General features: G+C 68.7%; 7 protein-coding genes and 1 pseudogene. 4 read left to right on the top strand and 4 right to left on the bottom strand.

Annotated elements, in window-relative coordinates:
- Positions 1-67: 67 nt before the first annotated feature.
- The gene (locus tag OHA65_RS05830) at positions 68-1,870 is read left to right on the top strand and encodes a glycoside hydrolase family 15 protein (protein ID WP_405761423.1); all 1,803 of its coding nucleotides are present in this window, start codon (positions 68-70) and stop codon (positions 1,868-1,870) included.
- 51 nt (positions 1,871-1,921) lie between these two features.
- Here OHA65_RS05830 and OHA65_RS05825 read toward each other — a convergent pair whose 3' ends face one another.
- Entirely contained in the window at positions 1,922-3,094 is a 1,173-nt protein-coding gene (locus tag OHA65_RS05825) for an acyltransferase family protein (protein WP_405761420.1), read from the bottom strand.
- 214 nt (positions 3,095-3,308) lie between these two features.
- On the opposite strand from OHA65_RS05825, the pseudogene OHA65_RS05820 reads away from it, so the two are divergent.
- Positions 3,309-3,552, top strand: a pseudogene (locus OHA65_RS05820) (hypothetical protein); the annotation flags it as partial.
- A 447-nt stretch (positions 3,553-3,999) separates the two neighbouring features.
- Here the strand turns inward: OHA65_RS05820 and OHA65_RS05815 are convergent.
- The gene (locus tag OHA65_RS05815) at positions 4,000-7,908 is read right to left on the bottom strand and encodes a polymorphic toxin-type HINT domain-containing protein (protein ID WP_327282036.1); all 3,909 of its coding nucleotides are present in this window, start codon (positions 7,906-7,908) and stop codon (positions 4,000-4,002) included.
- Between the two features lie 736 nt (positions 7,909-8,644).
- Between OHA65_RS05815 and OHA65_RS05810 the strand changes: the two genes are divergently transcribed.
- Positions 8,645-10,168: a trypsin-like serine protease gene (locus OHA65_RS05810; protein ID WP_405761415.1), complete on the top strand. Its 1,524-nt coding sequence runs from the start codon at positions 8,645-8,647 to the stop codon at positions 10,166-10,168.
- Between the two features lie 97 nt (positions 10,169-10,265).
- Here OHA65_RS05810 and OHA65_RS05805 read toward each other — a convergent pair whose 3' ends face one another.
- Positions 10,266-11,081 carry a helix-turn-helix domain-containing protein gene (locus OHA65_RS05805; RefSeq protein ID WP_405761412.1) on the bottom strand — a complete coding sequence of 272 codons (816 nt, stop codon included), beginning with the start codon at positions 11,079-11,081 and terminating at the stop codon, positions 10,266-10,268.
- 121 nt (positions 11,082-11,202) lie between these two features.
- On the opposite strand from OHA65_RS05805, the gene OHA65_RS05800 reads away from it, so the two are divergent.
- Positions 11,203-12,243 carry an NAD(P)-dependent alcohol dehydrogenase gene (locus tag OHA65_RS05800; protein WP_405761410.1) on the top strand — a complete coding sequence of 347 codons (1,041 nt, stop codon included), beginning with the start codon at positions 11,203-11,205 and terminating at the stop codon, positions 12,241-12,243.
- A 63-nt stretch (positions 12,244-12,306) separates the two neighbouring features.
- On the opposite strand, the gene OHA65_RS05795 is transcribed toward OHA65_RS05800, so the two are convergent.
- The gene (locus OHA65_RS05795; RefSeq protein ID WP_327282032.1) at positions 12,307-13,713 is read right to left on the bottom strand and encodes an APC family permease; all 1,407 of its coding nucleotides are present in this window, start codon (positions 13,711-13,713) and stop codon (positions 12,307-12,309) included.
- Positions 13,714-13,747: the final 34 nt, after the last annotated feature.

Below are 13,747 nucleotides of genomic sequence, written 5' to 3'. Positions count from 1 at the left end.
TATTGCGCACGGGGATGCCCGGGGCCTGCACTGATTGGGCCCGGGCATTCGGGGGAACAGCGCACAAATGACACAACCCATCGAAGACTACGCACTCATCGGCGACCTCATGACCAGCGGGCTCGTCGGCCGCGACGGGTCCCTCGACTGGCTGTGCCTGCCGCGTTTCGATTCGCCCGCCTGCTTCTCGGCGCTCCTCGGCGGCAAGGAGAACGGCCACTGGCGCATCGCCCCGGCCGGGGCCGCCGCCGGCGCACGGTGCACGCACCGCGCCTACATCGACGGCTCGCTGGTCCTGGAGTCCTACTGGGACACTCCGGACGGCGCCTCGTTCAAGGTCACCGACTTCATGCCGGAGCGCGACAGCGCCCCCGACGTGATGCGCATCGTCGAGGGCCTGTCCGGCGAGGCCGCCGTGCTCAGCGTCCTGCGCCTGCGGTTCGACTACGGACACGTCGTCCCCTGGGTCCGGCGCTCCAACGGCGAGCGGGTCGCGGTAGCCGGGCCCGACTCCGCCTGGTTCCGCAGCGAACCGGCCGTGCACACCTGGGGCGAGGACAACAGCACCCGCTCCGAATTCACCGTCGCCGCCGGCGAACGGGTCGCCTTCGTCCTCACCTGGCACCCCTCGCACGAACCGCGCCCCGCGACCGTCGACCCGTACGAGGCGCTCGAACAGAACCTCGCCGACTGGCGGGACTGGACCGCCCAGTGCACCTACGAAGGCCCCTACCGGGAAGCGGTGACCCGCTCCCTGATCACCCTCAAGGCCCTCACCTACGCCCCGACCGGCGGAATCGCAGCCGCCGCCACGACCTCCCTCCCCGAGGAACTCGGCGGCGTCCGCAACTGGGACTACCGCTACTGCTGGCTGCGCGACTCCACCCTCACCCTCGGCTCCCTCCTGGAGACCGGCTTCCACGACGAAGCCCGCGCCTGGCGCGAATGGCTGCTGCGCGCGGTCGCCGGCGACCCCGCCGACCTGCAGATCATGTACGGGATCGGGGGCGAGCGGCGGATCCCGGAATCCGACCTGCCGTGGTTGCGCGGCTACGCCGACTCCGCCCCGGTCCGGGTCGGCAACGCGGCCGTGGACCAACTCCAGCTCGACGTGTACGGGGAGGTCCTCGACTCCCTGTACCTGGCCCGGGAGAACGGGCTGCCCTCGGAACGGCACGCCTGGCAGATCCAGCTCGCGCTCCTCGACTTCCTGGAACGCAACTGGCGCCGGCCGGACGAGGGGCTGTGGGAGGTGCGCGGGCCGCGCCGGCACTTCGTGCACTCCAAGGTGATGGCCTGGGTCGCCGCGGACCGGGCCGTGCGCACCATGGAGAGCGACTCCTCGCTGCCCGGAGACGTGGAGCGGTGGCGGGCCATGCGGGACGAGGTGCACCGGGACGTGATCGACAACGGCTTCGACCCCGTGCGGGGCACCTTCACGCAGTACTACGGTTCCCGGGAGCTGGACGCGGCCACCCTGCTCCTCCCGCGCGTCGGGTTCCTGCCGCCCGACGACCCGCGCGTGATCGGCACGGTCGACGCGGTCCGCGCGGAGCTCGGCAGCAGTGGCCTGGTCCGCCGCTACAGCATCGAGGGCCCGTCGGTGGACGGCCTGCCCGGCGACGAAGGCGCCTTCCTGGCCTGCTCGTTCTGGCTCGCGGACGCGTTGCACATGACCGGCCGGGACAAGGAGGCGCGCGAACTGTTCGAGCGGCTGCTGGCCGTGCGCAACGACGTGGGACTGCTCGCGGAGGAGTACGACCCGGTGTCCGGCCGCCAACTCGGCAACTTCCCACAGGCGTTCAGCCACGTCGGCCTGGTGAACACGGCCATCATCCTGGGCCGCACCCAACCCCCACCCGCGGTCTGACCGCCCCGCGATCCCGCCCGAGGACCGATGGCCCCGGGCGGGTGCGGAGATCTACCGGGACGCCGACGCGGCCGGGGTGAGCAGGCGGCGCAGCAGCGGGACGAGGGGCCGCTCGACGAGGCGGTGCAGCAGCCAGGCGATCAGCATCGCGCCCGCGATGACGCCGAGCAGGGTCGGCCACGCACCCCACTGCTGGTTCCATCGCCAGATCACGCGTATGCCCAGCGACTGGTGCACGAGGTAGAGCGGGTAGGAGATCGCGCCCGCGATCGGCAGCCAGCGCCACTGGATCCAGTCCAGCTTGCCGAGTGCGATCAGGCCCATCAGCACGTACATGACGGTGATCGCGGCCAGACAGACCTTCCAGTTGATGCCGTGCCCCTCGCCCTGCATGATCGCCGGGAGGCGGTGCTGCATCAGCAGCCAGGACAGCGCCAGGAGGCCCAGGGTCTCACCGTCGAAGCGGCCGGCCCGGCGGACCAGGTAGAAGGTGATCCCGGCGATGAAGAAGGGCGCCCACCGGGGCACCAGGAGCTGGTCCAGCAGCGGGATGCCCGCCGCCGGCGCCAGGACCGAACCCAGCGCCCAGACCCAGCAGAAGTTCGCGACCCTGCGGTGGCCGGCACCCAGCAGGACGACCAGCGAGAAGATCAGGTAGAAGCGCAGCTCGATCCAGAGCGTCCAGTAGACGTTGTCGACGCTGTTCACGCCGAGGGGCTCGTGGAGCATCGTGAGGTTGGTGAGCATTTGGCCGACGGTGACCTTCGGCTCGCCCGGGGTCCGCGGGCCGAGGCGGGCAGCCGCCGAGGAGAGCACGACCGCCGCCCAGTAGAGCGGGAACAGTCGTAGGATCCGGCCGTGCCAGAACTGCTGGAGGGACTTGCCCCAGCCGGACATGCAGATCACGAAGCCGCTGATCATGAAGAAGAAGACCACACCCAGCCAGCCGAACTCGGCGACCTTGTGCAGGGTGGGAAACAGCTCGACCGCCGTCCGCTGCCAGGGGATCGTCCCCGAACCGGCCAGGTAGTGGAACAGCACCACCGACAGCGCCGCGAAGAGCCGCAGACCGTCGAGCACGGCTATTCGAGGCGCCCGCGCGGACCCGGCAGCGCCGCGCCTCGACCACACCCTCTGGCGGCGTCGACCGGAGTCGGGAGCTGTCTGCGGCGCCTCGGTGGGCTCCGGGACGCGGTCCCCGGTGAGGACGAGCCTGTCGGACATGACACCTCTGAAAGTCATGGGGGTGTCTGCGACACCGATACGTTCGGGGGGTATGGAACGAACTCCGCGATGCTACTGGTGCCCAGTACAACCACAGGCACCAGGGCCCGCTCCTCACGGGCAGCCCGACAGCCACGTCTCGCAAGAAGCCCACCTTATGAGGCCGTGACCTTTGTGGCCGTAGGTCGTTGGGCCTCGCACGGGGCCGAGTGTGCCGTGCTTCAGGATATCGAAATCGACTACCCGCTGCCGGGTCCTGATCTGGTCGCGTGCCGGCGTCTGGGGCCGACTGTATGAGCAGATCTTGCACCGTCTCGACGACGTAGAGCCGCTGGATCTCCCACGACGGCCTCGCACTGAAGCCCCTGGTGCTCGGCCGCCAAGCGAGACGCGACCCCCATCGTGGCCGTCACTTCGCGCCGCGACGCCTGTACGCAGAATGGGTATACGGAGTCCCTCTGGACTCGATGAAGAAGTCGAAATTGGCTTGCTATGTTCCCTGCCGCCACGCGGCAGGGAACATAGATCAGGCGCCGATGTTCAGGTGGACGGGGTGCAACTCGAACGGGCTGCGGTCATCCATTTCGGTTACCGCCCCCACCGTGAGTCGAGAGCATGCTACGAGACCGATCCCCCTCTCATGGCGCAGGGCGAGTCGGAGCAGCGGGCGGATGCTCCGTACGCCTGCATCATCAATCTCGCCTGCTTGGCTGACGCTGGCTTGGCTAATGGAGAGTCGCGGGAGAGCCCTAGTGAGCTTCACGAACTCAACACCCTCAAATACGATCCCCAGCGACTCGCCGGAAATGGGAGTCGATTTCAGGAGCAGTCGGGAGTGCCCAATGGCGTAACGCCAAAGGGTAAACGAGTGATCGCTAGACCAGAGTGCGGCCGTATCGGTGGGTTCATTCAAAGGGGTTCGTAACCAGCTTTCCTTTTCGGTACCACGTGACCCTCGGCCAGGCGTCGGGGGACTGGCTCAGCTTGTACATTTCCCAGCGTGTATACCCCATATCGTCTACAGCGGGATCGATTTTTTCTCCCGACTTGGCGTATTCCTTCGGATTGTCGATCCCATCGAGATTGACGTGAATATTCGTTTTGCCGTCCTGCAGGAAGGCTTCAATTTGTCGATGCCACGCAGTGCCGCTTGGCCAGTCCTTGTAGGTGAGGCCGCCCACCTCCATACCGAAGATGTCGAGGGCCATGTCGTCGTCCCCCACCTGCTGCTTACCCAAGGCGATGTCGCCGCAGCTGGAATTGTGCACCAGTACCGGGGTCTGGCCAGCCAGGACATAGTAAGTGTGGAAGTCTTCGACGGTAAAGTTGTAAGTCTTGGCCAGTTGGGTGCGCGAGTGGTTCGACACAACGCGTACCAACGTGCCGTCGTTGCTCTGCAGTGTGTTGCCAGGCAGAAGTTCCTGAGCCTGAATCCATCGGTTCCCCGAGGGGCTCCAGAAAGGATGCTCGTTGGTGGCGGTGAGTGTTTCAGTTCTTTGCTTGGACTGGATGACGAGATCGTTGAGGTGCTTGTTCCCTTCGGTGATGACGAGGTGCGTGACCTTGCGTCCCCCTGTGGCTTTGGAGGCAGGGTCAGTCGATAGGACGATATCGCCTTCCTTGATTTCCTCAACGTTGCGTGTGGATCCGTCACTCAAGAGGATCTTGGTTCCGGCAAGGAAGCATCGGGAGCAACCTGATCCTGTGACGCCCTTTAGGAGGGAGATGCTGGCCCGCAGCATGCGGATCTTGTTGCTGACCAGATTGTCCTTGACGAAGTCCACGCAGGCGTCAAAATCGTTCTTCGTGTAGCAGTTGTAGAGGTTGCTCAGGCTCAGGCCGTTTTGAAGGGCCCACTTGGTTCCCTCTGCGTAGGGCTTCCAGTACTCGGGTGCTGCCCTGATGGCTTCACAGTTGTATTTGTTCTGCAGGCACCAGCGGAAGTGCTGCTTGTCGGTCATGCAGCCAAGGCCGTCGTAGCCGCAGCGGTATTGGCGGCTGGCTTCTCTGCCGGGGGCGTTCTTGCGGTCCCTCTCTGCCTTTTCCTCGGCGATCTGCACGGACTTGGCATAGGCGATGTCGGCTTCGCGCTGGGCGGTGGCGGCGTCATTGTGTGCCTGCAGGAAGGTGTCGCGCGCCTTTGCCGCGTAGGCCCAGGCGATGGAGGCCGAGGTACGGGCGGACTGGGCCGAGATTTCCGCGTCGGCGGCCGAGAGCGAGGCGTTGCGTGCTGCGGTGTTGGCGCTGGCGGCCGCGGCACGCGCGGTGTTCGCCGCCTCCGCCGCGCGGGCGGCAGAGGCTTCGGCTTCCTTGGCGGACTTGGCGGCTTGGGCTGCGTAGGTCTTGGCTTGCCCGGCCGAGGTAGCTGCCTGAGTGGCATACCCGTGGGCCTCTTCATCGGCCTTGCGGGCCGTGGCAGCGGCCTCAGCGGCCTCTGCCGAGTCCTGGGCGGCCTGGGCAGCGATGACCGCGCCTTCCGCGATCAGCTGCTGGACGCGTTGCTGATGAGTGGTGGAAAGCCAGTCCTGCTGCTGGGCCGCGTACTGGCCGCTCTGGATGAACCCGTGCAGATCCGCCTTGGAGCCGCTCAGAGCGATGCGGGCGGCAGACTGGAGTTCGGGACCACCGCTGTCCGCGAGCTGGGCTGCCCGGACACGCTCGTCCTGGGTGCGTGCGGTGTACTGACCTGTTGTCGCGAAGGCGGTGTACTTCGCGACATCGCCGGAGTTGAGGGCTGCACGACCGGCGTCAGTGGTGACCGGACCGGCGTTCTCAATGACCTGCGCGATGTAGACCCGCAAGTCCTCCTTGCCCACCGCGTACTGGCCGGAGTTGAGGAAGGTATTCACAACCGTCACGTCGCCCTTGAGGGCTTGCTCGGCGGCCGCCCTCACACTGGCGGAGGGGTGCTCCTCGGCCAGGCGGGCAGTCTGCGCCCGCCGATCCTGCTGGTCGGCACGAGCCCACCCGGTCTGTATGTAGGTGGTGATGTCGGCGTCGGACCCGGCGAGTGCGACCTCGGCTGCGACCTTGCTCCATTCGCCGCGGATCTGCGCGGTCTTCAGGGCCATACGCCGGGCTCTGGGTGCGAGGGCGGTCGGATTCGCACCGGGCTTGGCCGCCTCGGCCGCAAGCTGCTTCGCCTCGGCTTCGAGGTCCCTGGACTCCTTGGCTTCCTGCGCGTCCGCCGCTTCCTCTGCTTCCTCCTTCGCCTTGTTGTCCTTGGCCCGCTCCAAGCCGGCGTTCGTCCGCGCCAGAAGTTCTGCGGCATCGATCTCGCGGGCCAGTGTGTCGACACCCTTGGCCTTGTCGACGGCATCGGTGGCGGTCGCGGCTGCCTGGGCCGCAGCCTCGGCATGCTTCGTGGACTCGGCTGCCGCGGTGGCTGCCTCTCCGGCGTGTTTGGCGGCTTCCTCCGCCGCGTTCGCCGCGTTCTCCGCGTGGGTGGCTGCCGAGTGGGCCGCGTCGCGTGCCTGGCGTGCGGCAAACGCCGCCTTGCGCGCCAGGCCGGCAGCCATATTCGCCGCACGGTTGGCCTCATTCGCATGCCGACGAGCCTGGTCGGCCGCAGCACGAGCGTCGCTGGAGCTGACGCCCGCCTGATCGGCGAAACGGCTGGCATCCATGGCAGCGTCGGCCGTCAGGAGGGCGTTCTTACCGGCTCCCAGGGCTGCTTCGACGGCACCGGCGGCAGCCTCGGCGGAATCGGATGCCAAAGACGCAGCCTTCTCCACTTCCCTGACACCCACCATCGCAGCCCTGGCGTCAGCGGCCGCCTTGTTGGCGTCAGAGGCCTTGGTTCCATCGACTGCGGCTGCGGCCGCGGCGTCGCGAGCACGAGTGGCTGCCTTGCTCGCGGCCGCCGCGGCGCTGGACGCGTTTGAGGCGGCAATCGCGGCCACGCGGGCGGCGCGATTGGCGGCGGCAGCTGCGGCGATGGCTTGTTGCGCTGCGGCGGCCGCCTGACGAGTGAACTCCGCGGCACGCTTCGCCGCGGCCGCCGCCTTGAGCGCATCGCCCTTGGCAGCCTCTGTCTCGTGGGCGGCAGTGTCGGCTGCTTCCTTGGCCTCGCGTGCTGCTGTCACTGCCCGCGCGGAAGCCTCCTTGGCGGCGTCCTTCTCGGCGCTTGCCTGCCGGCCGGCCTCACGGGTCTGCTCGATCAGCTGTGTGATCGTGGCTTGCTCTTGGTCCTTGGCGCGGGCGACATGTTGCCCGACTTCAAGGAAGTCCCTGATCTGGTCGGGCCCTCCACGCAGGGCGAGACGGCCCGCGGCCCGGGTGTTCTCCCCGCCGATGCTGAGGATTTGAGCGACCTGGACGCGTTCGTCCTGCTCGCGCTGGGAGTACTGGCCTTCCTTCAGGAAGGCCGTGATGGCGTCCGCGCCCTTCTGGAGGGCTTCGCGGCCCTTCTCCTGGACATTGGGGCCGCTGGTGTCGATGATCTGGGCGACCCTGACACGCTGGTCTTGCTCAAGTGGAGCCTTCCAGCCACTTTCAAGGAATGTCTTGATTTCGCTGGTGGTTCCCGCAAGTGCCTTGCGTGCGGCTTCCTGGAGGCTGGTGCCGCCGATGCTGGCGAGCTGGGCGGTGGCGACCCGATCATCCTGCCGGGTCAGCAGCTCGGCCTGGTCGAGGAAGCGCTGGACGTCGTCGTCGCTGCCCGTCAGGGCGACTTCCGCGGCCGCCTGGACGCCGGGGCCACCGTTCTTCCACAGGTCCACGACCCGGCCGCGGTCGGTCGGGGGGATCACATAGCCGGGAACACGAGGAACGGGGTCGCCCGTTGCGGCAAACGCGACGGGGGAGGCGCTCAACAGCCCGGAGACGAGGGCGAAAGGGGCTGCACCGCTTCCTATCCGCAGCAGAACCCGCCGACCTCTGCCGGGTGGTCTCGGTCGGTTCGTGGTGTGGGTCAAAATCAGCTCTTCTCTACCCGGCCGCAACGGGGCCGGAACGATGACGGAAAAGTGTTACCGGTGCGTTCTGCGGCGCTACGAGAGCGAGCACTTTCATACCGTCGAGGCCGGCATCGAGGGTTGGCCCGAAGCCCCGGCAACCACCCGGCCGTGCGGGGAGGGTGCAGGTAGGTGTGCTGCCCCTCCCCGCCTGTGCCGCCCAGGTCCTGAGCCGCAGCCGTCACCCGGCTTGGGGAATCTAACCCTGCGTGTCAGTACAGGCAAATAGAACTGACCTATCGTCAATTCAAGTTGATCGGTTGCGGTCGAGCGACTACGGTCCAGCCTTGAAGTTCGCCATGGGGGGCGCCGGTTGGAAGTTCGTGCACGGTGGCGACTCGCATCTGTCGTTCATCGGTTTGGCCGCCCTCCACCGCAGAGCAACCGACGAGTGGCACTCGCGACAAGCTCGACCGATGGGGTGCTCCGCGTTCGGTGCGATCCCGGCCCGTGCCACGCCCTGGCGAATCCGCTGCTCCTCGCCGACCAGTCCTCGCGCACGTTCTCCGCGTGAGGACGCCTTCCTGGGAAGTAAAGATCACAAGTGCGTACACGCAGATGGCTGCCCGTCGCAGCCCTCACTATCGCCGCCGTCGTGCCCACCCCGCTCGCGTCCGCTGCCACCGAGCCCGCCGCGCCATTCGCGTCCGAGGACGGTGCCTACCCCGGAGCGGCCCAGATCCTGGCGCAGAAGGGCATCAAGCTCGTCCGTGGCGACGGCAACATCACGCTCGCCGACTGCAAGGCCGACGCGAAGCAGATTCGTGTCATGACCGTCGAAGACCCCGCTGCCAACCGGGCCGGGACGTACTGCTTCGCCTCCAGCGCCGCGACTGGCCTGCTCACCCTTGAGCTGCCTCGCGTGTTCGCCATCGACGCTGCCGACCAGCCGTTGACCGCCAGCTTGACGGCTGACGGCGCAACGAAGACCGTCACGATCGCCAAGGACGGCTACGCGAGCGTTGGTGAGGGCCAGATAGGCGGTGCGCGGAGCACTCTGGTCGAGATCCGCGTCACCGGTCCGGCCAGCGCCAACGCCCCTGCGCCTTCCGGCGACACCACGCTCGCTTTCGCCGGCAAGCTCACCGTCGGCGACAGCAAGCGGTTCTGCACCGCGGCTCTGGTCGACCCGTACTGGGTGGTCACCGCAAAGAACTGCTTCGCGGACAACCCCGCCGATCTCGCCTCCGTTGGTGCCGGGGCGCCCAAGGACAAGACGACCGTTACCGTCGGCCGCACCGACCTGGCCACCTCCGGCGGCCACACCACCGATATCATTGAACTCGCTCCCCATACCGACCGGGACCTGGTCATGGCGCGCCTGGCCAAGCCCGCCCTGGATGTCACCCCGATCGCGCTCTCGACCGCACCGCTGACGGCCAGTGAGGCGCTCACCGTCGCAGGATTCGGTCGCACCGGCACCGAGTGGGCGCCTTCCAAGCTCCATTCAGCCGCCTTCTCCGTCAGCAACATCGACGCGGTCGGCTTTGCTCTGACAGCCAAGACCCCGGCCAACGCCACCGTATGCAAGGGCGACGCCGGTGGCCCCGCCGTGCGTACTGAGAACGGCAAGCCCGCTCTGGTCGGTATCACCAGCCGCTCGTGGCAGGGTGGGTGCCTCGACAGCGGCCAGACCGCGACCGGTGCCTTCGGTGCCCGCATCGACGGGGCCCAGGACTGGATCAAGCAGGTCCGCTTCACCACGGCCACGATCAAGAACGTCACCAGCAACCGTTGCGCGTGGGTGCCGTGGCAGACGCCCGACAGCGGTGCCGTCGTCAAGCAGATCGACTGCGATGCGAAGTTCGCCGATCAGCTGTGGAAGATCGAGCCGGTCGCCGGCGGCAGCTATCAGATTCGCAACCTCACCAGCAACCGCTGTATGTGGGTGCCGTGGCAGACGCCTGAGAACGGCGCCGTCGTCAAGCAGATCGACTGCGATGCAAAGTTCGCCGATCAGCTGTGGAAGATGGAGCCGGTCGCCGGCGGCAGCTATCAGATTCGCAACCTCACCAGCAACCGCTGTATGTGGGTGCCGTGGCAGACGCCTGAGAACGGCGCCGTCGTCAAGCAGATCGACTGCGATGCAAAGTTCGCCGACCAGCTGTGGAAGATCTGACACATCCTTCCGGCAGGCGGCACGCCGTCGTGACATGAAGAACTGAACGGTGAAGCCGGGTCCCCAGCGCCCGGCTTCACCGCTTTCCTGGCCCTAGTCAGGCGGGGGCGGCGGATGCGCGGCGGTGCAGGAGGTCGGCGGTCGCGGCGTCGGCCGGGAGGAAGGCTTCCAGGTGGAGCTCGGCCAGGGTGACGTCCACGGCCGTGGCGAACGACGTCAGGGTGGTCAGGAGCCTGAGCTCGCCCCCGGAGGTGCGCAGCCGCAGGGGTACCGCGAAGCCCAGGTGGTCCGGCCCCGGCGGTGGGGCCGGGGGCAGGTAGCCGGTCAACTCGGCGATGAGGGAGTCGAGTTCGGGGTCGGGGTGGGCGGTGGCCCGGGCGCGTAGGCTCTCCGTGATGTGCCGCCCCCACGCCGCGAGGTTCACCACCCGCGGCGCCATGCCCTCGGGGTGCAGCGCGATCCGCAGCACGTTCACCGGCGGCGCGAGCAGGTGGGCGGCCGCGCCCTCGGTCAGGACCCCGAACGCGGCGTTCGCCAGGACGATTTCACCGCGCGGACCGGCGACCACCGCCGGGTACGGAAGGTGCCCGGTCAGGATCGACCGCAGGGCCTCCATGGCCGGCCCGACGGCGGCCGACTCCCTCGGTGACTCCGCGTACGCCGGCGCGTATCCGGCGCTCAGCAGCATCGAGTTGCGCTCCCGCAACGTCAGGCCGAGGGATTCGGAGAGCCGGACCACCATCGCCCGCCCCGGCGTGGAGCGGCCGCTCTCGATGAAGCTGAGGTGCCGCTGGGTGGTTCCGGCCAGGGTGGCCAGTTCGAGCTGGCTCATCCGGCGCAGTGCCCGCCGCCGGCGCACGTCTCGGGCGAACGGGGTGGGCGCGGTGGCAGAGGCGGCAGCAGTGGGGGCCATGCGCCCTTTCTAGCCGCCGCCGGCCGGACCCCGCCATTCCCCGCAGGGAATTGCCGGGCGTGTCCCCGGCGCCGGAAGCTCGGCAGCGCAACGGCTCGCACCCACGGCAGCGGAGGACGCAATGCGCTCGTACCACCTGGAAGCATTCGGCGGCATCGAGGGAATCGTGCCGCGCGACTCCGGCGGACCCCGGCCGGAGCCGGCCGGCCCCACCGCCATCGTCGTCGCCGTCCGGGCCGCCTCCCTCAACAAGCGGGACCTGCTGATCCTCGACCGGCGCTACCCGCTGCCCGCCGTACCAGGCGTCGTGCCGCTCAGCGACGGCGCCAGCGAGGTGGTCGCCGTCGGGGAGGCCGTGACCCGGTTCGCGGTGGGCGACCGCGTGTCCTGCGCGTACTTCCCGCGCTGGCGCACCGGCCGGATCACCCCCGACGCCTTCGACCAGCCCGGCTGCACCCTCGACGGGATGCTCACCGAGTACGCCGTACTCGACGAACAGTGGGCGGTGCGCGTCCCGGACCACCTGACCTGGGAGGAAGCGGCCACCCTGCCCTGCGCCGGGGTCACCGCCTGGAGCGCGCTGACCGGCGGCGAACCGCTGCTGCCCGGCCAGACCGTACTGACCCTCGGAACCGGCCCGGTCGCCCTCTTCGCCGTGCAGTTCGCGAAACTCCTCGGCTGCCGCGTGGTGTCGACCACCTCCAGCGCCGACAAGGCGGACCGGCTCAAGGCGCTCGGTGCCGACGAGGTCGTCGACTACCGGCAGAGCCCCGACTGGGGCAGCTCCGTACGGGAGCTCACCGGCGGCCTCGGCGCCGACCTCGTCGTCGAGACGGGCGGCCCCGAGACCATCGAACAGTCGGTCCGGGCCAGTGCCCTGTACGGACAGGTCGCCCTGCTGACCACCGGCAGCGCCGCCGGGGCCGGCATCGAGATCTCGAACGCGGCGTACGCGTCGAGCCTCGCCACGATCCGCCGGGTGTTCGTCGGCAGCCGCACCCGCTTCGAGGACATGAACCGTGCGGTGGCCGCCCACGGGCTGCGCCCGGTCATCGACCGGGTGCACCCCTTCGAGGAGGCCCGCACGGCCTACCGCGAGTACGCGACGGGCGCTCCCTTCGGCAAGGTCGTCATCAGCATGGACGGGGCCGACGGGAACTGACCCCTGTGGACGCCGACGCCCATGCCCATGCCGATGACCCCGTGGGCGCGTGCCGCAGCGCGGTCAGACGGCGGCGGACTCGCCGTCCTCCGGGATGCTGACCAGCCAGCGGGTGTCCTGCCGCGGCCGCAGGTACAGCGCCCAGTAGAGCGTGGCCACGGCGGTGATCCCGCCGGTCCACAGCAGGTACTGGGTCTCCTGCTGGGTCAGGATGTAGCCGAGTACCGCGATCAGCGCGATCGGCACCGCCGGCCACAGCGGCATGCGCCAGGCGGTCACCTCGCGGTGCGCCCCGCGCCGGGCGAACAGCGCGGCCACGGCGACCAGCAGGTACATGGCGGTCACCGAGACCCCGGTGACCCCGTACAGGGTGTCGAGGTTGACGAAGCACAGGGCCGCGCCCGGGACGCCGACCAAGAGGGTGGCCACCCACGGGGAGCCGAAGCGGCCGAGCTTGGACAGCGCCTGGTTGACCGGCTCGGGCCAGGCCTTGTCACGGGCGGAGGCGAACAGCACCCGGGAGTTCTGGATCACCATGACGATGCCCGCGTTGATGATGGCGAGAGCGACGCAGAGGCTGACGAAGGTGCCGACGGCCGAGTTGGACCAGGCGGTGACCATCCCGCCGAGGTCGCCCTCGGCGAGCGCGGACAGGTCGGGGGCGCCGACGGTGATGGCGATGACCGGGACCAGGATGACGGCCGTGGAGATCGCGAGGGTGGCCAGCACCGTGCGGGCGACGTTGCGCCGCGGGTTCTCCAGCTCCTCCGAGAGGTAGACCGCGGTCGAGAAGCCCTGGGTGATGAACAGGGCGATGGCGAGGCCGGAGACGACCATCATCGCGGTCACCGTGGACGTACCGCCGCCCTCGGTCGCGACCGTGCCGTGCACCAGCGCGCCGGCGCCCCGCTCGCTGTGCACGAAGCCCAGTACGGCGACCAGCGCGGCGGCGACCACCTCCAGCACCAGGAAGATGCCGGTGATCCAGGCGTTGGCCCGCAGGTCGAGCAGGCCGGCGAGGGTGGCGAGCAGCATCACGCCGCCACCCGCGACCGGGGCCGGTATGTGCACGATCGGCGCCAGGTAGTCGGCGGTGCCCATTGCGATCACGGGCGGCACGATCATCACGACCAGCAGCGAGAGGACGAACACCAGCCAGCCGGCCAGCCGGCCCGCCATGGTCGACACCATGGCGTACTCGCCGCCGGCGCTGGGGATCAGGGTGCCGAGCTCGGAATAGCAGAACGCGACGCCGATGCAGAGCAGCGAGCCGATGGCGATCGTGAGGGCGGTCCACGTGCCGAGGCTGGCGAACAGGTCGGGCACGACGACGAACAGGGTCGAGGCCGGCGTCACGCACGACAGCGTCAGCAGTGTCCCGCCGACGACGCCGATGGAACGCTTGAGCTTCTGGGGGACGGGCCCGGTGGCGGGGGCGAGGGCCTGAGGGGCACTGATCGTTTCAGACATCGGTGCGGGGTTCCGATCGGCTGGTGCGGTGAAC

This window comes from Streptomyces sp. NBC_00045 (assembly GCF_045041095.1).
In the GTDB taxonomy this organism is placed as follows: domain Bacteria; phylum Actinomycetota; class Actinomycetes; order Streptomycetales; family Streptomycetaceae; genus Streptomyces.
This window is presented reverse-complemented; position numbering and strand designations above follow the sequence as displayed.

Bases quoted from the DNA above. Each gene is read 5' to 3' on its own strand.
- OHA65_RS05825 (WP_405761420.1), bottom strand. From the start codon at position 3,094: ATGTCCGACAGGCTCGTCCTCACCGGGGACCGCGTCCCGGAGCCCACC.
- OHA65_RS05795 (WP_327282032.1), bottom strand. From the start codon at position 13,713: ATGTCTGAAACGATCAGTGCCCCTCAGGCCCTCGCCCCCGCCACCGGG.
- OHA65_RS05800 (WP_405761410.1), top strand. From the start codon at position 11,203: ATGCGCTCGTACCACCTGGAAGCATTCGGCGGCATCGAGGGAATCGTG.
- OHA65_RS05830 (WP_405761423.1), top strand. From the start codon at position 68: ATGACACAACCCATCGAAGACTACGCACTCATCGGCGACCTCATGACC.
- OHA65_RS05805 (WP_405761412.1), bottom strand. From the start codon at position 11,081: ATGGCCCCCACTGCTGCCGCCTCTGCCACCGCGCCCACCCCGTTCGCC.